Source organism: Photorhabdus namnaonensis (genome assembly GCF_001684335.1).
In the GTDB taxonomy this organism is placed as follows: Bacteria; Pseudomonadota; Gammaproteobacteria; order Enterobacterales; family Enterobacteriaceae; genus Photorhabdus; species Photorhabdus namnaonensis.
Window position 1 is genome coordinate 107,650 of sequence record NZ_LOIC01000034.1, and the last position, 25,132, is coordinate 132,781.

At 44.2% G+C, this 25,132-nt stretch carries 19 protein-coding genes and 1 riboswitch; of the genes, 8 read left to right on the forward strand and 11 right to left on the reverse strand.

Translation table 11 applies throughout. The features are described 5' to 3' along the window. Positions 1–24: 24 nt before the first annotated feature. Positions 25–1,170 (forward strand): DUF3396 domain-containing protein, encoded by a 1,146-nt coding sequence (locus tag Phpb_RS06985; RefSeq protein WP_065389727.1) that lies wholly within the window; start codon positions 25–27, stop codon positions 1,168–1,170. 5 nt (positions 1,171–1,175) lie between these two features. Further along, positions 1,176–1,448 carry a PAAR domain-containing protein gene (locus Phpb_RS06990; protein ID WP_065389728.1) on the forward strand — a complete coding sequence of 91 codons (273 nt, stop codon included), beginning with the start codon at positions 1,176–1,178 and terminating at the stop codon, positions 1,446–1,448. Between the two features lie 1,651 nt (positions 1,449–3,099). On the opposite strand, the gene malQ is transcribed toward Phpb_RS06990, so the two are convergent. Then, positions 3,100–5,187: a 4-alpha-glucanotransferase gene (malQ, locus tag Phpb_RS06995; RefSeq protein WP_065389729.1), complete on the reverse strand. Its 2,088-nt coding sequence runs from the start codon at positions 5,185–5,187 to the stop codon at positions 3,100–3,102. 9 nt (positions 5,188–5,196) lie between these two features. Then, complete coding sequence (gene malP, locus Phpb_RS07000; protein ID WP_065389730.1) at positions 5,197–7,599, reverse strand: maltodextrin phosphorylase; 2,403 nt, start codon at positions 7,597–7,599, stop codon at positions 5,197–5,199. Between the two features lie 423 nt (positions 7,600–8,022). Between malP and malT the strand changes: the two genes are divergently transcribed. Continuing rightward, complete coding sequence (gene malT, locus Phpb_RS07005) at positions 8,023–10,737, forward strand: HTH-type transcriptional regulator MalT (RefSeq protein ID WP_065389731.1); 2,715 nt, start codon at positions 8,023–8,025, stop codon at positions 10,735–10,737. A gap of 8 nt (positions 10,738–10,745) precedes the next feature. On the opposite strand, the gene Phpb_RS07010 is transcribed toward malT, so the two are convergent. Beyond that, positions 10,746–11,939, reverse strand: a complete 1,194-nt coding sequence (locus Phpb_RS07010) for a multidrug effflux MFS transporter (RefSeq protein WP_065389732.1) — start codon at positions 11,937–11,939, stop codon at positions 10,746–10,748. 660 nt (positions 11,940–12,599) lie between these two features. Between Phpb_RS07010 and Phpb_RS07015 the strand changes: the two genes are divergently transcribed. The 5 genes from Phpb_RS07015 to Phpb_RS07035 are packed head-to-tail and all read left to right on the forward strand — an operon-like array spanning position 12,600 to position 17,364. Next, a complete protein-coding gene (locus Phpb_RS07015; protein WP_065389760.1) occupies positions 12,600–13,850 on the forward strand; it encodes a class-III pyridoxal-phosphate-dependent aminotransferase in 1,251 nt (416 codons plus the stop codon). After that, on the forward strand, positions 13,850–14,911 hold the full coding sequence (locus Phpb_RS07020) for a zinc-dependent alcohol dehydrogenase (protein WP_065389733.1): 1,062 nt from the start codon (positions 13,850–13,852) through the stop codon (positions 14,909–14,911). The genes Phpb_RS07015 and Phpb_RS07020 overlap by 1 nt, the downstream gene beginning before the upstream one ends. 13 nt (positions 14,912–14,924) lie before the next feature. Next, entirely contained in the window at positions 14,925–15,557 is a 633-nt protein-coding gene (locus tag Phpb_RS07025) for an HAD family hydrolase (protein WP_065389734.1), read from the forward strand. A 59-nt stretch (positions 15,558–15,616) separates the two neighbouring features. After that, the gene (locus tag Phpb_RS07030; protein ID WP_065389735.1) at positions 15,617–16,768 is read left to right on the forward strand and encodes an MFS transporter; all 1,152 of its coding nucleotides are present in this window, start codon (positions 15,617–15,619) and stop codon (positions 16,766–16,768) included. Positions 16,769–16,782: 14 nt separating this feature from the next. Then, positions 16,783–17,364, forward strand: coding sequence for a DUF1349 domain-containing protein (locus Phpb_RS07035; protein WP_065389736.1), 582 nt, complete (start codon positions 16,783–16,785; stop codon positions 17,362–17,364). Positions 17,365–17,426: 62 nt separating this feature from the next. Here Phpb_RS07035 and Phpb_RS07040 read toward each other — a convergent pair whose 3' ends face one another. From Phpb_RS07040 to thiC, 8 genes are all read right to left on the reverse strand, one after another. Then, complete coding sequence (locus Phpb_RS07040; protein ID WP_065389737.1) at positions 17,427–17,912, reverse strand: hypothetical protein; 486 nt, start codon at positions 17,910–17,912, stop codon at positions 17,427–17,429. Positions 17,913–18,225: 313 nt separating this feature from the next. Beyond that, positions 18,226–18,702 (reverse strand): carbohydrate binding domain-containing protein, encoded by a 477-nt coding sequence (locus Phpb_RS07045; RefSeq protein WP_036814783.1) that lies wholly within the window; start codon positions 18,700–18,702, stop codon positions 18,226–18,228. A gap of 617 nt (positions 18,703–19,319) precedes the next feature. Then, the gene (gene thiH / locus Phpb_RS07050; protein ID WP_065389738.1) at positions 19,320–20,459 is read right to left on the reverse strand and encodes a 2-iminoacetate synthase ThiH; all 1,140 of its coding nucleotides are present in this window, start codon (positions 20,457–20,459) and stop codon (positions 19,320–19,322) included. Next, complete coding sequence (locus Phpb_RS07055) at positions 20,459–21,226, reverse strand: thiazole synthase (protein WP_065389739.1); 768 nt, start codon at positions 21,224–21,226, stop codon at positions 20,459–20,461. The genes thiH and Phpb_RS07055 overlap by 1 nt, the downstream gene beginning before the upstream one ends. A gap of 1 nt (position 21,227) precedes the next feature. Beyond that, positions 21,228–21,428: a sulfur carrier protein ThiS gene (gene thiS, locus Phpb_RS07060; RefSeq protein ID WP_065389740.1), complete on the reverse strand. Its 201-nt coding sequence runs from the start codon at positions 21,426–21,428 to the stop codon at positions 21,228–21,230. After that, positions 21,425–22,174, reverse strand: a complete 750-nt coding sequence (locus Phpb_RS07065) for a HesA/MoeB/ThiF family protein (protein ID WP_065389741.1) — start codon at positions 22,172–22,174, stop codon at positions 21,425–21,427. Before Phpb_RS07065 ends, thiS begins: the two co-directional genes overlap by 4 nt. Before the next feature lie 10 nt (positions 22,175–22,184). Beyond that, positions 22,185–22,835 carry a thiamine phosphate synthase gene (thiE, locus tag Phpb_RS07070; RefSeq protein WP_065389742.1) on the reverse strand — a complete coding sequence of 217 codons (651 nt, stop codon included), beginning with the start codon at positions 22,833–22,835 and terminating at the stop codon, positions 22,185–22,187. Further along, complete coding sequence (gene thiC, locus Phpb_RS07075; protein ID WP_065389743.1) at positions 22,819–24,756, reverse strand: phosphomethylpyrimidine synthase ThiC; 1,938 nt, start codon at positions 24,754–24,756, stop codon at positions 22,819–22,821. Before thiC ends, thiE begins: the two co-directional genes overlap by 17 nt. 104 nt (positions 24,757–24,860) lie before the next feature. Beyond that, a riboswitch (TPP riboswitch) is annotated at positions 24,861–24,986 on the reverse strand. Positions 24,987–25,132: the final 146 nt, after the last annotated feature.

The following is a 25,132-nucleotide window of genomic DNA, read 5'->3' on the forward strand; positions in this document are numbered from 1 at the left end:
GCCTCATAACTCACGGAGAAAATGATGGAAACTGTAGATTACTTTGCCCAGTTGAAATCACAACTGACCGCGTTTACCTTCCTCAATGGCGATGGGCTGACCGTTTCTCGTCTTGGAATTTCTATCACCCTGTTTTTTAAACAAGGCTACACCCGGGAGAAAAAACAACGCATTCTGGCCTGTTATAGCCGCTTTCGTGAAGAGTTTGGTACTCATCTGCGTTTTCATCGTCATTCACTGAAAGGACTAAAAAAATATTCCCCAGAAAATATTGCCAAAGTGGAAGAAGGTATTCTTAATCAGAAAAAAAACCAGCTTTCTACCTGGGATATCAGTGACGCCAAAAATATCTATGAAGCCCCTCGCTATCTGATGCATTACTTGGATTCCGATGAAGCTGATGGTGACGACAGTAGCTCTTACCTGAGTCTGGTGCTGCCTTGGGATTATCTGAAAGAACAAGAGGGCATGACCCGGTTTATGGCCTGGTTGGAGTTTCTGTGCGAACAACTCGAACCGGACAGTGGGGACTGCGGTTATTGTCTGGTCCTGCCCAGAGATTACCATGACTACTTTCCCTTAGAGTACCAGTTAGCTCAGCGTTACCCTGCATTGCAGGTTAATTCTGCGGTTCATACAGCAAAATTACAGTATGGACATTCCATCCGTGGCATTAACTGGATCACCCTGTTGTCCAAACGATTTGTAAACCGACTGGGTGGGGAATACTGGATACGTCAGGTGCTGCGCCCCTACCGGGATGTGGTGATGAGTTCTTACCGTGATGGCCTGATTATCCGGGCCGGTCAATACCCGGACTTGACGCCATTACCGGGCAGTGTCCCGGAGAGTTATTTTGCCATTAATCAGCTAATACGTCCGATACGGGTGATACCTCGTGAAGGCCATTCATTGCACTTCTATGGTAACGGTCATTTTGATGATATTTCGACACTGGCCTGGTATGCCCGTTATGATCAGGGGCCGCTGCAAGTGACTCCTATGAGAGGCAACCACCCTGCACTGGTCAGCGGGATCTGGCGAACCGATAGCCTGCCGGGCAAGCAGTACTTCTTTGCTCAGGGTACGATGGCTTTTGATGTTGAAGGTGCCGAGAAGGGCACAACTGTCTGGCATTTAATGCGAGAAGCGGAAAATATAACGGAGTAAAAATAATGCGAAGTGTCGTGGAAAGTAAAAAAATTATCCTTAAAGGTGATACCACAACAACCGGAGGCGAGGTGTTAAATGGTTCCGATTTAGTAAACCAACAACTCTCGGTTGCCTGTAAAGGTGCCCCGGTGTTTTGTCCCGCCTGTAAACAGACGGGCGCGATTGCGGAAGGTTCTGACTTGTTCAATATACAAGGAATACCGGTCGCGCTGGAGGGACATCTTGTTAATTGTGATTGCCCGACCGGCGCTTGTCGATTACAGGTACGGTCATAACCATCCAATGCTAAAACCTTTAGTTGAGATACCCATAAAACCAGAGCAGGTTTTAAACTGTGATTAAAAGTTATTTTTTTAACGTCTGATTTTAATCGGTATCTGGTTTTAACCGTTTTTTATCTTTTGGATATATGCTTTTTGCTAAATTTAAATATTATGATATATCGTGGTTTTACGTTTAAATGAACGTTAATCATATCCGATTTATTTTAACTGACATGGTTTTTACCAATATTGTTTTACTAATATTGCTTTACTGGCCATTCTGCGGGTTTTTATAAATCATTACCCTTTATCTTTTCTTTATAAATCATTAATCAATACCTTGATAGAATAAAAACACCGTTAATGTTTTTTAAGATAACTCTTTTCTAGCATTTAAATTCGGTTAAATTGATCGTTTTATCTCTTTTTTATTGATTTACTCGTAAAATAATGGTGAGAAAACACTTGAGCGTTAATCTATTCTATTAATGTTGTTTTACCTGATTATTGCTTTTCAACTCTTGGTTAATGGTGAGTGAATTGCGACTAAATGTCATTAATCACGTTACTGAAAGTTTTGATTTATTGGGTTAAATCAGTCTGTTGAATGAAATGTTTAATCTCTATTCTTTTGTGTTTTTAAATAGTTATAGTTGGTTAGGTAAATATAAAATAAGTGAAGGGTAGTATTGTCGATAAATGTTTAAACACAGTAATGAATAGCTTGTTTTTAGTCATCCTATACCTTTTAAAAAGTTGGTATCAATGAGGCGCCTATTTCTTAATACTTAGTTGATTAATCACCAGTAAAACGGAAATGTAAGTAAAAGAACAACATTAAAGATATGATAAGCTTGAGCAGTAGTTTTCATTCTGAGGGGTTGTCTGTTTTTAATTTTAAATCTGCTTAATAAATGATTTTTATTGATTAATTATAGTGGGTTTAATGGTTTTTACATTTTCTGAATCGTATTTAACCTCCTTGTTTTCATTAAACTGATATTCAGGTTTTCTTCTTTTTCAGTGTTTGGTTTTTTAGGTTTAAAACCAGTGAGGATGGCGGAACTGTTAACGGTATTAAGATTAACGCCCATTTCTTTAATCATTTTTAATGTTGCTAAACATTCTTGCTTTTCTGGGGTTAATCTAAAAGCCGCCCGGTTTTCTACAATTATAGTCTCTGATTTTTCGCAAACTTGTTGCAGTCAGGCGAAATCTTTTATTTAAGAAGGGGGGGTAATGTGGTTAATACGGTTAAATGTTTTGATAGGATATATTATTGTTATTAGGTTAACACTGTCATCTTTTCACCTTGTTTAATCAATTTAAAACCCGTTTTTTCTGATGTTTTCTCTTCCAATGTCCGAATGACATCGGAGTTTTTACCCGCTTTTAAAAATCCTTAATCACTGCTTTTTACTTTTGATGATTAAAGTTTTTACCTGTTTTTTCCGGGGTACGCTTGGCCTCTTTATCCAGCTTTTAAAACCACACTGACAGATAAAAAAGGCTTTTCTGAATGCCTGTTTTATCATTGATGAAAACTCAACGTTGGTAATCAAGGTGTTAACAGTCAGCAATATGAAGGATGGTTTATAGATTAAAACCATCCTTTAAACTGGACAGGATAATGCTTTCGGAGGAGAAATAGACGTTACGGCATTTAACCTCTGGCTATTCCCGTTTTTTTACGGCATCTATCTACATCTTTCAGCAATTGATTGACATGATCATCACCAAACAGGGTTTCCAGAGTGGTATTCAATTTACGTCGCCAGTTAGGATATTCCATTACCGTACCTGGAATATTGACCGGTTTATCCATATCCAGCCAATCTTCGGGTTGCAGTCCCAGTAGTGCGCAGGCACTGTGGGCGATATAACGATGTAGCCCTTGGTTTATTATCGGTGACATGTCTACCTCTTTTGCCATGTGACCGATATGTTCCGGGACACAGCCGTAGCGATGTAAGCCTTCTAATAACCCTTGTTTGCTCGCTTGACGATCAGTATGTAACCCTTGAAGCAGGTCTTTATCAGGGTAGAGTTTGAGTGATTCCCCAAGTGTCAAATCGTTGCTTTGCCAAAATCCACTCAAGGTCGGTAAATCATGGGTGGTGATGGTCGCCATTGCTTGTATCGGGTAATCCTCAGGTGCACGATATGCCCCATTGCCATGACGCTCAAAGTAGAGCACTTTATAAGAATAGACACCGCTATCGCGCAGTTTGCCCACAATCTCTTCCGGTACAATCCCCAAATCTTCACCAATGACCAGACAGCGATGACGTTGACTCTCTAGTGCCAGAATTGCCATCAGATCATCAACCGGGTAGTGTACATATGCTCCTTTGTCAGCGGTTTCGCCATAGGGAATCCACCAAAGCCTGAGCATCGACATCACGTGGTCAATGCGTAGCGCACCGCAGTGGGTCATATTTGTGCGCAGCAGATTAATGAACGGTTGGTAAGCCTGAGCTTGTAAAACATGAGGATTCATGGGGGGGAGGCCCCAGTTTTGACCCAGTGGTCCAAGGGCGTCCGGCGGCGCTCCCACTGACGCTTTGGTGCAGTAGACAACCCGGTTGCACCAGGTTTCCGATCCGCCTTCGGCTACACCAACGGCCAAATCACGGTAAAGCCCAATCTGCATGTCACTTGTTTGGCTTTGTGTAAAGCAGTCTGCAAGTTGCGTATCGGCCAGCCACTGTAACCAGAGGAAAAATTCCACTTCCTGCGGGTGAGACTGGCAAAATGTTTGTACGGCTTCGCTGTGCGGATCGTGGTACTTTTCCGGCCATACCGGCCAGCCCCAATAGGAGTTGTCTTCGGCGTATAGTCGGCAATGTAGAGCGTCATAGGCGGCTTGATAGTAGAGACATTCACCACCCTGAATGACAAATTGGCGGAAAGTGGTTTGGAGGGAATCATGTTCTGGGCGCGTACCGAATTGTTGATGTGCCAGACGCAGTGCCGCCATTTTCAACGCCATCACTGTAGTGTAATTCACCCATTTTGTGCTGCGGGAATACTGTAACGTGCGTTGAGTCTCTGGTGCTTGCCACCAACTCTGCGCCTCTTCACTGAGTTTGAAATCCTCAACTTGATTAACATCAATGTAAATTACATTAAGCCAGTTGCGTGAAGAGGGGCTGTAGGGACTAGCGCTTTCTGGCATGGCTGGATGCAGTGCATGCAACGGATTCAGCCCGATGAAAGCGCCTCCGCGCGCCGCTATCTCTTTCAGCATGTGTTTCAGGTCGCCAAAATCGCCGATTCCCCAGTTGTTTTCTGAACGCAAGGTGTAGAGTTGCACACAGGCACCCCAAAGTTTTTCTCCCTTTAGCAGAGCGTCTGGTTCATAGCAGCGTTTGGGCGCCACGATAATCTGCATGGACCAGCATTGGGTTTCTTGTGTCAACGTGAGGTGATGGTAGCCCAGAACAAGCGTGTCAGGTAGCGTCAATATACGGCGGCAATGCCCCTGAAATTCCTCTCCTTGTTCTGTCTGTATTTGCCATTGGTAGTGCTCTTCATCTTTCAGGGTGATGGTGAAGTGCTCGCCTTGAGTAAAAACTTTTACTGTCGGTAGGGGTGAAACCGGCTCGCTGGCCGGTTTGTTTTCACTTATCGCATCCAACAAGTAGTGCCGGGTTTCTGCCGGAATCGCTTGCGGTTTACCATAAGCATTAATATAGCTGGCGACAATGCCAGCCTCGGTCGCTAAATGATCGAGGCTTTTCTCCTCCATGATTTTTCCTTATCTCTTTGCTTGCCAGATACGCTGTTGATAATCACGGATTGTTCGGTCAGAGCTGAACATTCCCATCCGGGCGGTATTTAGAGTGGCGCTACGCGTCCAGCTTTGAGTATCGCGGTACAAGGTATCGATCCGTTTATGCGCATCACAATAGGAGGCAAAATCAGCTAGTACCAGATAAGGATCGCCACCTTCAATCAGACTATGTAGCAGCATATCGAACGCTCGCTTGTCGCTATAACTGAACTCGCCGCTAGCCAGCGCCTTGAGTATGTTGTCCAGATGCTGATCTTCCTTGAGTAGTTTTAGCGGGTCATAACCAGCGGCTTTCAGCGCTTTCACTTCTTCTACGGTATGCCCGAAAATGAAGATATGGTCATCTCCGACCTGTTCGGCAATTTCGACGTTCGCTCCATCCAGTGTTCCGATGGTCAGTGCGCCATTCAGTGCCAGTTTCATGTTGCCGGTACCGGAAGCTTCCTTACCGGCAGTGGAGATTTGCTCTGAAACATCGGCAGCCGGGATCATGAGTTCTGCGATAGAAACTTTGTAATCGGGGATAAAAGCGATCTTAATGCGATCACGGACGATTGGATCGTTATTGATTTTCTCCGCAGCCTGATTGATGGCAGAGATAATGTTTTTTGCCAAATAGTAGCCAGGCGCGGCTTTCGCGCCAAACAGGAATACGCGTGGCACGATATCCAGCGCCGGGTTTTCCTGAATTTGTTTATAGAGCGATAGGATATGCAACAGGTTCAGATGCTGGCGTTTATATTCATGCAAGCGTTTGATTTGCACATCAAAAATGGCGTTTGGATCTAGCTTAAGCCCCATTACTTTATTGACATAATTGGCTAGCAGGATCTTGTTGCTTTGTTTGATAGCTCGGTACTCTTCGCGGAAAGCGGCGTCATCCGCATAAGGTTCAAGTGTTTTAAGAGCGTCAAGATCGTTAATCCATTCGCAATTAAGCGTACGGTCAAGCAATCCTGACAGTGCCGGGTTACACTGTTTGAGCCAGCGACGTGGGGTAACGCCATTTGTCACGTTGAGAAACTTATTCGGCCATAGTTGATGGTATTCAGGGAAGAGATCTTTAACGATGAGCTGTGAGTGTAGCGCCGCTACCCCGTTTACGGCAAAGCCCGCGACGACACAAAGATTCGCCATGCGTATCTGATGGTTATAATGTACAGCTAATTTTTCCCATACGGCTTGCTCGCCGGGCCAGTTTTTGTCCACCAACTTTTTAAACCGGTAGTTAATTTCTTTAATGATGCTGTAATGGCGTGGCAGCAGGTGGCTGACTAGATCCTCGTCCCAACATTCCAAACCTTCTGGCATCAGGGTATGGTTGGTATAGGCGAAAGTATGGCTGGTTATCTCCCATGCTGTTTCCCAACTCATTTGGTGTTTATCCAGTAGGATGCGCATCATTTCGGGGATGGCGATCGTTGGATGGGTATCGTTAAGCTGGATAACTTCATATTTAGGCAGATCTTCCATTTTGCGGCCCGCTAGCTGATGGCGACGCAAGATATCTGCGACGGAGCAGGCACATTGGAAATATTGTTGCATCAGACGCAGGCGTTTGCCTTCCTGATGATTATCATTCGGATAGAGAACTTTTGTCAGTTTAGCGGCTTCAACACCTTGCTGTTCCGCTGCCAGAAATTGCCCGGCGTTGAATTTGTCAAGATCAAATGGCTCGGCATGGGTTGCTTGCCACAGGCGTAATGGTTGAGTAACACCATTGCGATAACCAATGACGGGTAGATCCCAGGCTTCTCCAATCAAGGTAAAGTCAGGCGCCCAAGTTTCGCGTCCATCATCGGTTATGACGACTTTGCCGCCGAAATGCACTTCAACATCTAACTGAGTGTTGTGACGGAACCAGGGATAGGATTCTCGGTCCCAATTATCTGGTGCTTCAATTTGTTGCCCTTGTTCAAAGGATTGGCGGAACAGGCCGTATTGATAATTCAGACCATAGCCAATTGCCGACTGACCGACGGTTGCCATAGAATCAAGGAAACAGGCGGCGAGCCGTCCCAATCCGCCGTTACCTAAAGCAGGGTCGGTTTCCTGTTCTAGAAGATCACTGAGAATGATATTTTCTTCTGCCAGGTAAGCCTGAACGTCTTCATACCAACCAAGGTTAAGCAGATTGTTTGCGGTTAAACGGCCAATCAGAAACTCCATAGAGATGTAGTTCACATGGCGTTGTTGGTCGGAATGATTGATGATAGGGCATGCGGGCAACAGTTCTGACAGGGCCGCGCTAACGGCTTGCCACCACTGATGCTGGGTCATTTCCTGTGCTGAACCGAGGCCAAAGCGCTGCCATTGACGTGTCAGCGCAGCCTGAAACTGGGCTTTATCTAATCTGGACTGTTGCATGGAGTCTTTATCCTGTAGCTGAAAAGGAAAATTTAAGCACTATGCTGAATGCTCTCAGGATCTAAAGCATCATCCTGGAGAGGTATTAGTCAGGGAGGAGTAGAAGGGCGTAGCCAGTAACTATATTTCTCATCATTTTTGCATTTATTGAGTTCGTTTTTTCCAGCGGATCGATAAGGTAATTTGCTAATCGCTTCCATAACTTATCTGTAGAAAATGGAATTTGCTGTTCAAGAATGTGATAGGGTGCGCAACTTAATACTATGGGGTTCGCAAACATATTTGCAAAAGCCCTCTATTTCACTAAATTTGGTTGGGTTGATTAATGACGTCAATACGGACCGTGAAATAAATTATTTAATAACATCACATAGGGTTCCGACGCGGGTTTCACTTATCGCTTCTTAATGGGCACGGAAATTAATGCTTATCCCATCAAAACTGAGTCGTCCTGTTCGTCTGAATAATACAGTCTTGCGTAAGCGTCTGTTAATCAGACTGAATGAGTCGTCTAATTATCGTCTTGTGCTAATAACCAGCCCCGCTGGTTATGGCAAAACCACATTGGTCTCTCAGTGGGCTGCCGGGCAAGATAATCTGGGGTGGTATTCTTTGGATGAGAGCGATAATCAGCCGGAACGTTTTGCCAGCTATCTTATCGCGGCGTTGCAGCAGGCTACGCAGGGACACTGTGTTAAAAGTGAAGTGTTGGCCCAAAAACATCAATATGCCAATTTACCCGCGCTTTTCGCTCAATTATTTATTGAACTTAGTGAGTGGCAGCGGCCCATTTTCCTGGTGATTGATGATTATCATCTGATTGTAAATAATATTATTCATGAGGCAATGCGGTTTTTCCTGCGTCACCAGCCTGAGAATCTGACGTTAACCATCTTATCGCGTAATTTGCCTTTTCTTGGGGTTGCTAATCTGCGAGTGCGTGAGCAATTATTGGAAATTGACAGTCAGCAACTGGCGTTTGATTATCAAGAAACGCAGCAATTTTTTGATAAGCGTTTAACCACATCCCTTGACGCTGACGATTGTAAGCGCCTATGCAATGAAGTGGCGGGTTGGGCGACGGCGCTCCAACTTATCGCGTTGTCAGCGCGGCAGTCGTGTGATGCCGCTGAACTGTCGGCTAAGCGCTTGTCGGGCATTAACGCCAGCCATCTTTCCGATTATTTGGTGGATGAGGTACTCAATCAGGTGGATAGTTCGACGCGTGAATTTTTGTTGCGCAGCTCTATCTTGCGCTCCATGAATGATGGTTTGATTGTTCGTTTGACCGGTGAAGAGAATGGTCAGCAGCGCCTTGAGGAAACCGAACGTCAGGGGCTGTTTATTCAGCGTATGGATGATTCTGGCGAATGGTTTCGCTTTCATCCGCTTTTTGCTTCGTTTCTACGTCAACGCTGTCAGTGGGAAATGGCGTTGCAATTGCCGGAGTTGCATCGTGCGGCCGCAGAAGGTTGGTTGGCGCAGGGGTATCCGGGCGAGGCGATTCATCATGCCTTGGCGGCGGGTGATACTGCCATGTTACGCGATATTTTGTTGCAGCATGCTTGGTCGCTGTTTAACCACAGTGAGTTATCTCTGTTGGAAGAGTGTATGAATGCGCTGCCTTATGAGCAGCTATTGGAGAGTCCGCGTCTGGTGCTGCTTCAAGCTTGGCTGGCCCAAAGCCAACATCGTTACTCGGAGGTCAATACACTGTTAAATCAGGCGGAACAGGCTCTGCAACAGAAACAAATTGCTATTGAGCCGGATCTACTCGCTGAATTCGATGCGTTACGGGCTCAGGTGGCGATGAACAGTGGTAAGCCGGAGATGGCTGATAAGTTGGCGAAACAGGCTTTGGCGGCACTGCTTCCTCAGAATGAATACAGTCGTATTGTTGCGACTTCCGTGGAAGGGGAAGTATTACATTGTAGAGGTGAGTTGTCTGATGCGTTAGCGCGGATGCAACAAACCGAGCAGCTTGCGCGTCGTTTCCATGTTCATCACTATGCGTTGTGGGCATTATTGCAGCAAAGTGAGATTTTATTAGCTCAGGGATATTTGCAGACGGCTTATGAAACGCAGAGCAAGGCGTTTGAATTGATCCGTGAACAGCATTTGGAGCAGTTGCCAATGCATGAATTTTTGTTGCGTATCCGTTCACAGCTTTTATGGTGCTGGTCTCGTCTTGATGAAGCCGAAGAGGCTGCGCGCCGTGGGTTGGAGGTGTTGTCTAACTTCCAACCTCAACAGCAGTTGCAGTGTCTGACCCAGTTGTCTAAATGTTCTCTGACTAGGGGAGATATTGATAATGCCCGCCGTTATCTGGCGCGTTGTGAAAACTTGTTAAGTAATGGGCAGTATCACAGAGATTGGCGCACGAATACGGACAAATTGCGAGTCATCATTTGGCAAAATATGGAAGATAAAAGCGCTGCTATTCGGTGGTTGACACAGACCGAGCGACCGGAAAGCGTCAGTAATCATTTTAATCAGGGGCAGTGGCGCAATATTGCTCGTGCTCAGATTCTGCTTGGTTTGTATGATGAGGCTGAGTCCATTTTGGATACACTGAATCAACATGCGAGAAAACTGCAATTAATCAGCGATTTGAACCGTAATTTACTGTTGTGTAACCTGCTTTATTGGCATATTGGACGCAAAAGCGAAGCGCAGAGTGCACTTATCGAGGCATTGGCTCTGGCTAACCGTACCGGATTTATTAGCCATTTTGTCATTGAAGGCGAGTTGATGGCCCAACAGCTACGTCAGCTTATTCAACTCAATACCTTGTCTGAATTGGAGTTGCATCGTGCGCAGCGCATTCTGCGGGATATCAACCGTCAACATCGCCATAAATTCGCCCATTTTGATGAAAGTTTTGTCACACAGTTGCTAACACATCCCGATGTTCCCGAGCTTATTCGTAATAGTCCGCTGACACAACGTGAGTGGCAGGTGTTGGGATTGATTTATTCAGGCTACAGTAATGATCAGATTGCCGCGGAGTTGGATGTGGCGACGACAACTATCAAGACGCATATACGGAATCTGTATCAGAAGCTAGGAATTGCGAATCGCCAGGAGGCGATTCAGCAAGCACAGCAACTGATGCAGATGATGGGGTTAGGTGTGTGACAGATGTTTTAGGATTCCAGCGAAACTACCCGTCCTTTCAGATTGCGACTGCGTAGGTGTGCTGACAGGGTTAGCGCGGTACCGAGTAGCATGATTAACACCAGTGACTGTTTGAGCGAAAATGGTAACACCATCGCGATGAGAGAGAGAGAGGAGCCGACAGCCATCTGGACGAATCCTATTAGTGCGGAAGCGACACCGGCTTCGTCAGAATAAGGTTCTAGTGCATAACTGGTCGCAGGCCCCATAGCAAATGCCATACCTGTACAAGCGAAAGCAACCGGCAACATGTAGCTTAGCCAGTGCTGGCTGGCGACAGTTGGCAGATGCATGCCAGAAAATAGAGACAGGCTAGCCAGCGCCATCAGAATTGCCCCTAATAGCAGGCAGCCAGGGCGACCAATTCGATGGATGATTTTATTTACGGTTAGGAAGGCGATCATCGCCCAGAGTCCGTTGCCGCCAAAAATCAATGAAAAGGCTAACGGTGATACATGGCCCTCGGTCATCAGCACGGTGGGGGCAAATGACACATAGGTAATGACTATTCCCATAATGCCGGCGTTAACCAGGGCAAAATGCATAAACTGGGCATTACTAAGAATTTGAAAGTATTGCTTTAGCGGTAGCCCGCGAACTGGCTTAGTGTTAGCGGGGCGCGTTTCTGGTAACCAGGCGGCAATGATCAGTAGTGCAATAACCGAATAGCAAGTCAAAAACCAAAATGGCGCTCGCCAGTTGAAAATTTCGGCCAGAATGCCGCCAAGTAATGGGGCGAGAGCGGGAACAATATTTAGCGTACCGTTAATGAATCCATAGGCTTTGGCGGCTTCATCGCCGTTTAGGCGATCACGCACACCGCTAACGCAGACGACACTGGTACAGCAGACAGCACATCCTTGAATAATTCGCGCGGCAATAAAAATTTCGGGAAAAGTAGCAAGCGCTGCTATCACAGAACCGATGATATATAAGATGATACCCGTTAGGGCCACTGGCCGGCGGCCGAATTTATCTACCAATGGTCCAGCGATTAACTGGCCTAGCCCCATAATTAATAAAAATAAAGAAATTGTTGACTGAATAACTTCATTGTTAACTTTAAAATCCTCGGCGATGGCAGGGACTGTAGGCAAGAATACATCGACACCCAAAGGTCCAAAAAGTGCCAGGCTAAGTAGTAGAAGAATATAATTTTGCATGTGTGTTCTTTTGATATTTCAATAATGGTGGTGGTTTTATTGGTGAATAGGCTCAGTGGAATTCATTCTTTAGTGCGACCAAAGATCTTGGATACACCAGAAATCTACTGGCAAGTCATTTCAAGCTAGCGATAGGGATGTTCAAGGATCACCCACAGACTGAACCCTTTACTTTTTTTAAAGTCTGAACTTTATACGAGCTATTCACCGGTGTAAACCGACTAGCTTGTATGGGTATTTTAATGTTCGTCGAGAGTCTGGCTATATTCGGTGTAGAAAAAACACACCGTTTCAGACAAATCAGAAATAATAGAGAATTTTTTATTACATTTTATCACCTGTCAGAAAATAGCCACGAGAGATGGAAATGCTCTTATCATCAGCGCAAAGTCGTAAAGTGAGAGATTTTCGGTACAATTTTGCAGGATTTTGAACAGAATTTCTTGTCATAAGCCGATAGATCAGCAGTTCTGCATGTCATTAACCAATCATTCAAAATAATAATGTATTTTATATAAAATACTTTAATTTTTTAAATGTTTTTTGGGTTTTTATATGTTATTTGTTGATATAAATTAGTTTTTAGTAAATATTCTCTTACCTGTTTAAGATTGTTGTGCTTTCTTATAGATAGAAAAGATTAATTAAGGTAATGAAATGATGGAAAATGGCAAACGGTTTGAAGATATGCTTTCTCGTTTTGTTGGAAACGGTCCTTATTTGGAAATTGATGGTGAAAAGTATATCGATGCAGCTTCGGGGACATTTAACCTTCCACTTGGGTACACTAATCGCAGAATAACAGAAAAATTAAAACAGCAGATAGATAGATGTACACATCTAAGTTCAGCTTATACCCATGAAATGTCACAATATATTTTGGCTAAATTAGTTAAACATACTCCTGAGGGTATTGATAGTATATGGTTGCGTGATGTTTCCGGTTCTGGGGCGGTTGAATGTGCAATTCGCATCGCGCAAAAAGCGACAGGGCGTTCAGGCGTTATCTCTTTCTTTCTGGCTCATCATGGTCAGTCTTTAGCCACAGCACAAATTTCCGGTAATGCTTTTAGGATTAAAGATTTCCATGTCAATATTGATGGTTCTTTAAAAATTCCAACCCCTGCGAGTGTCATGTCAGAATTTGAACCGAATACAGAGCCCAATCAATATTTTGACTTGGAGCAATTTATTCAATTAGGTTCAAATGACAATATTGCTTGTCTTATTATTGAGCCTATTCAAGGAAATGGTGGAAATAACGTTTTCCCTGTCGATTTTTTCCGTAAGATCAGAGAGATCTGCCATAAACATGACATTATTATTATCGCTGATGAAGTACAAACTGGGTTTGGCCGTACCGGAACATTTTTTGCTTCAACCGGTTACGCTAAAGAATTAGAACCCGATATTATTGTTTTTGCGAAGGGCGCTGGTGGCATAGGTATTCCTACCGGCGGCGTGCTGATGCGGAGTTCATTAGATGTATTAGAGTCATTCGAGCATTCCAGTACATCCGGCGCCAACCCTCTTTCATTAACCGCTCTCAACGAAATTATCGATATCATTGAAGACGAACAAGTTCTGGAGAATGTGCAGCGTAATGAAGCTTATTTACGTGATGGTTTATTAGCATTACAGCATAAATACCCAGAAATTACCGGTGTTAGGGGTGTAGGTTATATGTTTGGCTTTGATACGCCATCACCGGAATTTGCGGCACAAGCGATTGCAATAGCGAATTCCCACAATTTAATCATCCGCGGTTCGCGTTATGGTAAAGGTCGTGCACTTAAAGTTCGTCCACCGTTGATTTGTACTCAGGAACACTTAAACGAAATCCTGTATAAGCTTGATCTGACTTTTGCTGATATGACATTAAATATGTTGGACAACAAGGAGGTAGCGTAATGAAAGCACTTAAATTTAATCGGGTGTGGGATGTGCAAATCCAGGATGTTGAACCGTTACTCTGTGTTGCGCCTGATGATGTTGTCGTTGATATTGCGGTGTGTGGCGTCTGTGGTACGGATGTTGGGATTATCACCGGATCTTATCCTGTTGCCATTCCCGGTACCACTCTGGGCCATGAAACAACGGGAGTTGTTACGCAAATAGGGAAGAGTGTCACTCATTTTAATGTGGGTGACCGTGTTGTCATCAATCCGACCTATTCCTGTGGTCATTGTCGGATGTGCCAGACTGGCAGTCCAAATCATTGCGAGAAAAAATTGGGAACCGAAGCGGGGGTTTCCTATGACGGGGCATTTGCTGAACAGTATTTGGCTAAAGAGAGTTCACTGATAAAGCTGGATGATCATGTCAGTATGGAAGAGGCATCATTGACTGAGCCACTCAGTTGCACACTGACCGGGGTTGATAAACTGGGCATTACTCATACCAATATTCGTGCGGCAGTAGCTGGCGCGGGTCCAATGGGAATGCTCTACATTTGGGCTTTACATGCCAAAGGCGTTAAGGCTTTCATGGTCGAGAAAAACGAAAGTCGTGTTCAATTTGCCAAAGAAAATCTGCCGCCGGAATGTGAGCTGTATACTGATTTTGATGAGGCATTGGCGCAACAATATGGTGATAAATCAGCGCTTATCGATCTCTGTGTGGATACGACCGGGCAGCTAACCGAATACATTTTTGACCATTTGGCGCCTGGCGGAAAGTTGTTAAATGTCGCGCTTAAAGATAAACATGCCAATCTTGATATCTTGAAAATTGCTGATAAGAGTCTTTCCGTGATTGGTTCCATCGATTCTCTGAATAACAGTTTTGAGCGTGCTTATACCATGATCCGCGATGGTGTTATTCCAGCCGGTCGCTTGGTCAGCCAAGTTTTCGATTTTAATGATTATTTGCAGGCTTTTCTCACGGTTGGTTGTGATATTGCGTGCAAAACTCAAAAACCACTGTTTACTCCGAACTGTAAAGTGCTGATCCGTATTTCCGATCTAAAATAATGGAATGTTTCACATGGATAGATTTAATGTGATTTTTGATATCGATGGAGTCATTGTTGACAGTGAACAACTGCACTTTGATGTTCTTTGTGATTTGGCTTCTGACTACACACAGCATGTACAACCACAGCAACTTATTGGCCTGAGTTTGGAAGAAACGTTAGATTACATTGGGGTGCCAGCTCAGCGACAGAAAGAGATCACTGCCCAAATCGTCGCTGTTTACAAAGATAAGCTATCTAAAAGTTATCTTCGTCCAGGGATTTCCAGGTTGATAGCGGCCTTACAACAGCACCGTATCTCTTTTGGTTTTGTTTCCACTGCGTCGAGGGAAGTCTGTTTGGCGAATATTGGATTACTGGAGTTGAATGAAAGTCCGGCTTTAATCTCTGGTGACGATGTTGCGAGGACGAAACCTCATCCTGATCCCTATCTTGCTATGTTGAAATTGAAGTCTATGGATATTCATCAGACATTAGTGATTGAAGATACCGATTTGGGGATTACCGCAGCAACGCGGGCAGGTATTCCCAATGTGTATGCTTGGCCCCATGCTTTATCGGTTACACAACAGTATCAACAGGCAACTCGTATTATTGGGGTACTGACCGATATTCCGCAATTTTCTAAAATTAATTTTGTGTAACTTAATGCTCTCCGTTAGTGATAGCGGAGGGCATTTTATTGATATAGAAGGAACATGAGTTGTCTGATCAAAATATTATCTCTTTGGTAAAACAACCCATTATGGCGACGCGCGCCGCTTTTTTTATTGCTGGCTTTAGTCTTGCAAGTTGGGCTCCCCTTATTCCTTTAGCTAAAGAACGGCTACAACTTGATAATGGCGCGATGGGGTTGCTAATGTTGGCATTCGGCATTGGCTCTTTCATCATGATGCCAATAGCGGGCATGTTAGCAGCACGTTTCGGTTGCCGGAACATTTTCACTTTATGTGCTTTGGTTGTGCTAGTGATGTTGCCAGGGTTGAGTGTATTACCGACACCGCTGACACTGGCTTGCGCTTTATTTGTCTTTGGCGCAGGTATTGGGGCAATGGATGTTGTGGTCAATATCCACGCCGTCATGGTCGAGAAAATGGCTCAGAGGCCAATTATGTCTGGCTTTCACGCGTTATTCAGTTTGGGCGGGATCGCCGGTGCAGGATCGGTGAGTGCATTATTGTCTCTGGGAATATCACCTCTCCAGGTGATGGTAATGGCGGTATTACTGATTATTTTATTGCTATTGCCGGTATGGGGCGGGTTATTGAACGAAGCTGAAGCGGGTAATACGCCATTCTTTGCTGTGCCTCATGGCATCGTGATTTTATTGGGTTTTCTCTGTTTTGTCGCCTATATCATGGAAGGATCAATGCTGGACTGGAGCGGTATATTATTAACCAGCGTACATAATATCAGTAGTCATCAGGCTGGTATCGGTTATACCTTGTTTGCTACTGCTATGACATCGGGTCGTTTTATGGGTGATAAGATCATTACCCTTTATGGACATCAACGAGTCTTTATTAGCAGTGCTTTATTGGCGACTTCTGGGTTTATTCTTATTTACTCAGCATCAACCGCAATGATATTAGGACTCTCTTTCCTGATGATAGGCGCCGGATTATCCAATATAGCGCCAATGCTTTTTACCGCTTCTGGTCAACAGAAAATTATGCCTGATTCGCTGGCGGTTGCTGCGGTTTCTACAATGGGATATTCAGGGATTTTGCTGGGACCTGCAATCATTGGTGGATTAGCGCATATTGTGACATTACACGGCGCTTTCGCTTGTATTGCTTTACTCTCTATTTCCTTATTTGCAGGATATAAATTGATTAATTCGAGCGGAAGATAATAGAGGAAGTTCCTATGAGTTTGTCACAATATCATTGGCTTAATGAACCATCTGATTGGCAATGTGGCAGTGATTGGCTTAATGTCACCACAGATCATAAGACCGATTTTTGGCAGAAAACATGGTATGGCTTTGAACGTCATAATGGTCATGTTTTTGGGCGTTATATTGAGGATGATTTCACCTTTCAACTCTGTATTGAAGGTTGTTTTGAACATTTATATGATCAAGCGGGAGTCATGCTATTAGTCGATGAGAAACATTGGCTGAAAGGCGGAATTGAATATTCTGATGGTCATGCCACGATTGGTAGTGTGCTGACACGTCATCATTCTGATTGGTCTATGGGCGTATTTCCTGGTGATTCTAGTAAATTCTGGTTACGTTTGACTCGTGAAGAGGGATATTTAAGACTGCAATATTCCACCGATGGTTTACGGTGGCCATTGTTGAGGTTGGCTCCTTTTTTTGAAGATAAACAACCCGTCTTTGTTGGTGCAATGTGTTGTTCTCCAGAACGGCACGGATTACAGGTGCGGTTTTCTGATTTCCAATTAACTCCGCCAATAAAAAAACCATTGCATGATTTAAGTTAGCCAGACATGCTTTAAAGCACCCGGAGCAATATGCTTCGGGTGTTATATATTAAGTCAGATGTTTAAACTTTTTCTAAAATAAAACCGGTAAAATCAGCAGTTGCTTCTTCTGGAAGCTCTACAAATTGTTCTTTCAGCATATAAACACGTAAAAGTCCCTCTTCATCTGTGTTTAATTCAACTGAACCGGTCGTAAAATTGAAGCTATTTACAACAAAGGATTCAGGGCCAAATGTGCGATTTTGTAAACCAAAATAAGCTGGCAACGCCCTTTGTGGTATTTGTTTTATCGATAAGCGTGCTGTACCCGTCAGTCTATATCTAACGTTAGGTTCCAACCCTGTTATAATTTGATCAATGACGCCAGAGCTGGAATAGCTTTGGATGTTAATAAAATTAACTCCATTCTCGGATAAGATTTCTACAGTTTCAGGGGTTGGGATTCTCCAGCCACGATATCCTTCGTTAAATGAACCATTAACCAGTTCTTGATTAGCTTTTTTTGTATCAGAATAATCTGCGCGATTTAGTATTTTCTTCATATCCATATATGAATCCTGTTAAATGAATAACGATTGAATTTTATTTTTCTTAATAATTTTTTCTGTAAGTACTTTAGCAATAATAGGGAAATATTCAATCGTGTTTTTTAATTGAAGATTAGGTCTGTGATAATTAGTGTGGAAATAAATTAGGTGACGAAATTATTACGATGGGGATTTATTTTTAAATAATTGAGCTATATTTCAGTTAAAATATTACTTTTTGATTTTTAAGTTTATTTTTTTCAACCTATATTAAAACACCCAGAGCAGTGAACTCTGGGTATTTAAAATGTTAAAATATATCTAAGTTAAATGCTTAGGCTTTCTCTAAAATAAAACCGGTAAAGTCAGCGGTTTCTCCATCTGGGCGAGGACCAACTTGGTCTTTCAACAAATAAACGCGTAAAAGTCCCTTTTGATCTGTACTTAATTCTACTGAACCCGTTGTAAAATCGGTGCTGTTTACAGCAAAAGAGTTGGGACCATCGGTATGGCTCTGTAAACCAAAATAAGCTGATGAGGCCCATTCTGCTGATACACGAGCTGTACCTGTCAGTTTATATTTAGTGTTAGGTTCTAATCCTTCGATAATTTGATCAATGACGCCAGAACCGGTAACGCTTTGGATTCTGATAAAGTGAACGCCATTTTCAGATAAGATTTCTACTGATTCAGGGGCCGGGATTCTCCAGCCGTTATATCCTTCTTCGAATGAGCCGTTAACCAGTTCTTTATGAGAGTTTTTCTTGCTATCAGAATAATCTTCGTTATTCAGGATTTCTTGTACGTTCATATATTAGTCCTTTTTGAATAAATAGAAATGAATTTAATTTCTTTCAGCGCGTTGTTTCTCGGGGGGGCACTTTATCAATAATGGGATAATACTCAATTGTATTTTTTGTTGGTGGTGAATTGTAATTTGTGTAAATTAATAAAAATATGGGATAAATTAGGGTGAATTTCAATATACGTGGTGTATTTTATTTATTTTTCTCGCTATTTTTCGGTATTAATTGGAATTTAATGTTGAATGCCATTCTGTAAATAGGCAATTAATCTATCTATGAAGAATATATTGCCTATTTAATGAATATTAAGATGTGGGATTTTTTCTTTATGTAGATGATTTGTATATTGATAAGTAATGTATTTGTGTGTTAAAGGTTAAATTTAAGTTTGCGTAAAGTGGCTGTGTTGAAATAATAGGCGAATTCGATTGAGAGGTTCTTATTCAAAATTCAGGAAATATATTTTAAATAAAAGTTATTTTGTTGTTTTTAGCATCGGGTTATATTACTGTCTGGTATTAGCACCAGACAGTTTTCTATATTAAATCCTATTTTCCTGGAGTTATTACCTATTAAAGGTTTTTACTTAAAATAGAATTATTTGAGAAGAGAGAAAATTAAATTATCGGCCTAAATAACTATCCCAATCTTTCCAGACAGGTTGTAACCCGGCTTTAATTAATACGTCTGCGACCTGATAAACAGAACGGTTATCATGCGGCATAAATTGTTCCAATTCTTCGCGGCTATTATCTGCGTAACCACCGGGTTGGGTTTTAGAACCGGCACTAACATTATTAATCGCTAGTGGTATGACATGATCGCGGAAGAATGGAGATTCGCGGGTAGAAATAGAAAGCTCAACATCTGGCGCAAATAGGCGAAAAGCACAAATCAATTGTACCAGTTCTGTTTCACTCATCAGCGATGCGGGTTCAATGCCTCCGGCACAAGGTCGCAAACGTGGGAATGAAATAGAGTAACGGTTCTGCCAGTATGTGCGTTGCAGAAAGAATAAATGTTCAGCCACCATATAGCAGTCTGTCCGCCAATGACTAGAGAGACCAATCAGTGCTCCTAAACCGATTTTGTCGATTTTTGCCCGACCAAGGCGATCAGGTGTTTGTAGTCGCCAGTGAAAATCCCGTTTCTTACCTCGTAGATGATGCAACAGGTAAGTTGGCTCATGATAGGTTTCCTGATAAACCATTACACCATCTAGCCCCAGCGTTTTTAATTCTGAGTACTCTTCCTGTGTCATAGGCTGGACTTCCATCATTATTGAGCTGAAATATTCGCGGATAAGTGGCAAATAACGACGGAAATAATCCATACCGACCTTGCCCTGATGTTCTCCGGTGACTAATAACAGATTGTCGAAGCCCAGCGCTTTAATCGCCTGACATTCGGCGATAATTTCGTCTTTATTGAGTGTCTTGCGTTTGATGCGGTTACTCATTGAGAACCCGCAGTAGGTGCAGTCATTGGCACACAAATTGGAGAGATAAAGCGGTACATAAAAACCAACGGTGTTACCGAAGCGTTGACGAGTCAGTTTTTGTGCCCGTTGTGCCAGTGGTTCGATATAAGATTTCGCTGCCGGAGAGAGCAAGGCCATGAAATCTTCTAGATTTAATTTGTTGCTGTTTAATGCTCGTTCAACATCCTGCGCGGTTTTGCTATTAATGCGAAGGGTAATGTCATCCCAGTCCAATTGTTGCCAGCGATAACTAAAATTGCTGTTTGTAAGATGATTCGTCATCAGAACACTCTCAGGAAATCAGTCAGCGGACTGGATGCAACAGCATGTTGTTTTGGACTTGCCAGACCAGCTTGAGAGGATAATTCGCCTGCTTCAATCGCCATTTTAAAAGCTTGAGCCATTTTTATGGGATCTCGTGCAACGGCAATTGCGGTGTTGACTAATACGGCATCAGCCCCTAGTTCAATCGCTTCCAGAGCATGGCTTGGTGCGCCGATGCCGGCATCAATGACCACCGGCACTTGTGCTTGCTCAATAATAATTTGCAGGAAATCTCGCGTTAGTAGCCCTTGATTAGAGCCGATCGGTGCGCCTAAAGGCATGACCGCCGCGCAGCCCACCTCTTCCAGACGTTTGCACAAAACGGGATCAGCACTGCAATAGGGCAGAACGACAAACCCATCCTTGACCAACATTTCCGCGCCTTTGAGTGTTTCAACCGGGTCAGGCAACAAGTATTTCACATCTGGGTGGATCTCTAGTTTGATCCAGTTGGTCGCTAGTGCTTCACGGGCCAGACGGGCGGCAAACAGAGCCTCTTCTGCGGTTTTGGCCCCGGAAGTATTTGGCAGCAATTTGACGCCAAGTTTTTGCAATGGCGCTAAAATAGCGTCATTACCGCTCTGCAAATCAATGCGTTTCATTGCCATCGTAACAAGCTGGCTGCCGGAGGCGGCTATGGCCTGAGTCATTACATTTGCATTGGCGAATTTGCCTGTACCGGTAAATAGGCGGGAATGAAAAGTCGTATCAGCAATTTTTAACATATCAACCTCCAACAATAGCCTGAAATAAAAGGATATTGTCTCCATCATTGATCTGATGCGTATTCCACTCTGAACGCGGAATAATGGTTTGATTAATAGCCAGCGCTATTCCCGGTTGTGTTTGTTCAAGTTGTTCTAGCAATTGCTGTATAGCCAGAGGAGCCATAAGCTCCATCGGCTGGTCGTTTACCGTAATTTTCATGCGATATCTCTGCAAATCGGGCATTGTTGCGACGGGTTAAGTTGTAGTGTGCTCCAGCTTTGCTGTTTACCATCAAACAGTCGGAGCTTACCGCTTAACGGGGAAGGAAGCCCGGTTAACATTTTGATGGCTTCCAATGCCTGTAATGTGCCGATGATACCGACTACCGGACCTAATACACCCGCAGTCCGGCAATTTCGTAGTGGTTCTTCCTGTTCAGGGTAGAGACAGCTATAGCAGCCATGAAGATAAGGGGGTTCAAATACCATAAGTTGGCCGCTAAAACCGACAGCACTGCCGCTAATCAATGGCTTTCGCATTGCCACACAAGCGGTGTTGATAGCGTGGCGGGTTGTCATGTTGTCACAGCAATCGAGAACCAGATCGACTTGCTCCACGACTGTTGTCAGAGATTCCAGATCTTGACGTTGATTAAGGACCATTGTTTTTATCAGCGGATTCAATGCATTGAGTTGATTGGCCGCAAGCTCAGCTTTTGCGGCAGGGATCTCTTCGGTGCGGTAAAGTATTTGCCGTTGTAAATTGGAAATGTGCAATTGGTCATCATCAGCGAGATAAATTGTTCCCGCACCTGCCCCGGCCAGATAGAGAGAAGCGGGAGCGCCTAGCCCTCCCAGTCCGACAATCAGTACGCGGCTGGATTTCAGTTTTTCTTGCCCTTCCGGGCCGATATCTTCGAGTAACAGTTGTCGGCTGTAACGCATAAATTCTTGATCATTCAGCATAAGAACCTCTCTATCCCTTCAACTCAATGCCTTCAACCAGATGAAGCAGTTGTGCGGTTGCCTGACGCCAATCTTTTACTTTGGTAATGGCGCTAACCAGCGCCACACTGCCGACTCCCGTTGCAATGACATCCGGTACGCGTTCAAGAGAAATGCCTCCGATGGCGACAGTGGGATAGTCTGGAGTGCTTTCTACCTGCCGTTTCAGGGCTGCCAGTCCTTGTGGGGAAGATGGCATCTCTTTGGTAGTGGTTGGGAAAATATGGCCGAGAGCGATATAAGACGGACGCAGGGATTTTGCTCGTGCCAGCTCTTGTTCATCGTGGGTAGAGATTCCTAACCGCAATCCCGCTGTTTGGATGGCGTTCAGATCAGCGATAACTAAATCTTCCTGCCCAAGATGGACGCCATAAGCGCCATGCTTTATTGCCAGTCGCCAGTAGTCGTTGATAAACAAACGAACGTTATATTGGCGACCGAGCATAATGGCTTGCTGAATATCTTCTTCCACCTGATCTTCTGGTCGATCTTTAATTCTCAACTGAATTGTGGTGACGCCTGCTTTTAACAAACGGGAAATCCATTCTAGCGAATCCACGACGGGATACAGGCCCAATTTGTATTCAGTTGGGGCAAATGGCGCGTTAGGCAGATTGTTCATGGGATACATCCTCTACGCTGTGATACAACTCGCCACCGTGGGCGCGGAATGCTTCAGACATCTGTTCCATATCGGCGGCGTAATCGCGCACTTCCTGAGAAATCTTCATAGAACAGAATTTAGGCCCGCACATAGAACAGAAATGCGCAATTTTACCGGAGGCTTGTGGCAGAGTTTCATCGTGATAAGCGCGAGCAGTATCGGGATCGAGCGCCAGATTAAATTGATCTTCCCAACGAAATTCAAAACGTGCTTTGGACATCGCGTTATCGCGGATTTGTGCGCCGGGATGGCCTTTGGCGAGATCGGCGGCATGAGCAGCAATTTTGTAGGTAATCAGCCCTTGCTTAACATCATCTTTGTTTGGCAAACCGAGATGCTCTTTCGGTGTCACATAACAGAGCATGGCGCAGCCAAACCAGCCAATCATGGCCGCACCGATACCGGAAGTAAAATGGTCATAACCCGGTGCAATATCTGTTGTCAGTGGGCCAAGAGTATAGAAAGGGGCTTCGTGACAATGCTCTAATTCTTCTGTCATATTGCGGCGGATCATCTGCATAGGAATATGCCCAGGACCTTCTATCATCACCTGAACATCATATTCCCAGGCAATTTTGGTCAGTTCACCTAATGTGTGCAGTTCTGCAAACTGCGCTTCATCATTAGCATCCTGAATAGAACCGGGGCGCAGACCGTCTCCCAATGATAGGGAAACATCATAAGCGGCGCAGATTTCACAAATTTCACGGAAATGTTGGTAGAGGAAGTTTTCTTGATGATGAGACAGACACCATTTCGCCATAATTGAACCACCGCGGGAGACAATCCCGGTGAGGCGTTTGGCTGTCATCGGTACATAGCGCAGTAATACACCGGCATGAATGGTGAAGTAATCGACCCCTTGTTCCGCTTGTTCCAGCAAAGTATCGCGGAACATTTCCCAGGTGAGATTTTCCGCGACGCCATTGACTTTCTCCAGCGCCTGATAAATAGGGACTGTACCGATGGGAACCGGGCTATTACGTAAGATCCATTCGCGGGTTTCGTGGATATAACGGCCAGTGGAGAGATCCATGACCGTATCCGCGCCCCAACGAGTAGACCAGATTAACTTTTCTACTTCTTCCTCAATAGAAGAGGTGACGGAAGAGTTACCAATATTAGCGTTAACCTTCACCAGAAAATTGCGGCCAATAATCATCGGTTCTGATTCAGGGTGATTAATATTGGCAGGAATAATGGCCCGACCAGCGGCGACTTCCTGACGGACAAATTCTGGTGTGATATTTTCCGGCAACTGAGCGCCAAAACTTTGTCCGGCATGTTGTTGGCGTAACACATCACCGCGGATACGTTCGCGTCCCATATTTTCCCGCAGTGCGATAAATTCCATTTCCGGTGTGATGATGCCTTGACGAGCATAGTGCAGTTGAGTAACGCGTTTGCATTTACGGGCTTTTAATGGATGGGGGCGAGGATTGAAACGTAAATGATCGAGACCGGCATCAGCCAGGCGTTGTTGAGTAAAATCGGAGCCGAGGGTGGCAACGGGTTCAGTATCTTGGCGTTCATCGATCCACGGTTGGCGTAGTTTGGTTAACCCAACATGTACATCCAGTATGGCATCAGGATCGCCGTAAGCGCCGGAAGTATCATAAATCGGAATGGCTTCATTTTCCTCATACTGAGGTTCTTCTTTGGTTCCGCCAATTAACGTGGGCGATAACTGAATTTCGCGCATTGGAACCTGAATATCTTCGCGTGAACCTTGCAGATAAATTCGTCGTGAATTTGGGAACGTCACTCCCTGAATGGAATTAATAAATTCTTGAGCGGCATCGCGCTGTGCTTTACGTGGGCGTGCCGGATTGGGTTTTGGTGAAATATCGGTTGTAGGGATAACAGTATTATGAGACATAGCAAATTCCTAACTGTGTTATTGGGAAAGTTGCTTGTCTGGAGCTCGCAGGGAGTAATGGTTGGTGGCTGGACAGGCCCGTAAAAAATTGGGTGGACCGACAGCGGTTGATTACTCTTGTTCCCTTCGCGGGTATTAACCCGATCAGGTTCCGCGGATCCCGAATTAACGGTCTCAGCCTGTGTATGCTGCAATAAAACAGCTTACGCTAGGCACTCCGACAAGAAAGCAAACAGTAGTATAGAAGGGATTATGAAAACTACAACCCTTACTGATTAAAAGTATTAACAGTGACCAGGTTAATTGTTGCCAGCCATGTTCTTGATTGTTTTGCGATCAATTTCTCATATTTATTAATTTTTTAGTGAATAAATGG

Bases quoted from the DNA above. Each gene is read 5' to 3' on its own strand.
- Phpb_RS06985 (WP_065389727.1), top strand. From the start codon at position 25: ATGGAAACTGTAGATTACTTTGCCCAGTTGAAATCACAACTGACCGCG.
- Phpb_RS06990 (WP_065389728.1), top strand. From the start codon at position 1,176: ATGCGAAGTGTCGTGGAAAGTAAAAAAATTATCCTTAAAGGTGATACC.
- malQ (WP_065389729.1), bottom strand. From the start codon at position 5,187: ATGGAGGAGAAAAGCCTCGATCATTTAGCGACCGAGGCTGGCATTGTC.
- malP (WP_065389730.1), bottom strand. From the start codon at position 7,599: ATGCAACAGTCCAGATTAGATAAAGCCCAGTTTCAGGCTGCGCTGACA.
- malT (WP_065389731.1), top strand. From the start codon at position 8,023: ATGCTTATCCCATCAAAACTGAGTCGTCCTGTTCGTCTGAATAATACA.
- Phpb_RS07010 (WP_065389732.1), bottom strand. From the start codon at position 11,939: ATGCAAAATTATATTCTTCTACTACTTAGCCTGGCACTTTTTGGACCT.
- Phpb_RS07015 (WP_065389760.1), top strand. From the start codon at position 12,600: ATGGAAAATGGCAAACGGTTTGAAGATATGCTTTCTCGTTTTGTTGGA.
- Phpb_RS07020 (WP_065389733.1), top strand. From the start codon at position 13,850: ATGAAAGCACTTAAATTTAATCGGGTGTGGGATGTGCAAATCCAGGAT.
- Phpb_RS07025 (WP_065389734.1), top strand. From the start codon at position 14,925: ATGGATAGATTTAATGTGATTTTTGATATCGATGGAGTCATTGTTGAC.
- Phpb_RS07035 (WP_065389736.1), top strand. From the start codon at position 16,783: ATGAGTTTGTCACAATATCATTGGCTTAATGAACCATCTGATTGGCAA.
- Phpb_RS07040 (WP_065389737.1), bottom strand. From the start codon at position 17,912: ATGGATATGAAGAAAATACTAAATCGCGCAGATTATTCTGATACAAAA.
- Phpb_RS07045 (WP_036814783.1), bottom strand. From the start codon at position 18,702: ATGAACGTACAAGAAATCCTGAATAACGAAGATTATTCTGATAGCAAG.
- thiH (WP_065389738.1), bottom strand. From the start codon at position 20,459: ATGACGAATCATCTTACAAACAGCAATTTTAGTTATCGCTGGCAACAA.
- Phpb_RS07055 (WP_065389739.1), bottom strand. From the start codon at position 21,226: ATGTTAAAAATTGCTGATACGACTTTTCATTCCCGCCTATTTACCGGT.
- thiS (WP_065389740.1), bottom strand. From the start codon at position 21,428: ATGAAAATTACGGTAAACGACCAGCCGATGGAGCTTATGGCTCCTCTG.
- Phpb_RS07065 (WP_065389741.1), bottom strand. From the start codon at position 22,174: ATGCTGAATGATCAAGAATTTATGCGTTACAGCCGACAACTGTTACTC.
- thiE (WP_065389742.1), bottom strand. From the start codon at position 22,835: ATGAACAATCTGCCTAACGCGCCATTTGCCCCAACTGAATACAAATTG.
- thiC (WP_065389743.1), bottom strand. From the start codon at position 24,756: ATGTCTCATAATACTGTTATCCCTACAACCGATATTTCACCAAAACCC.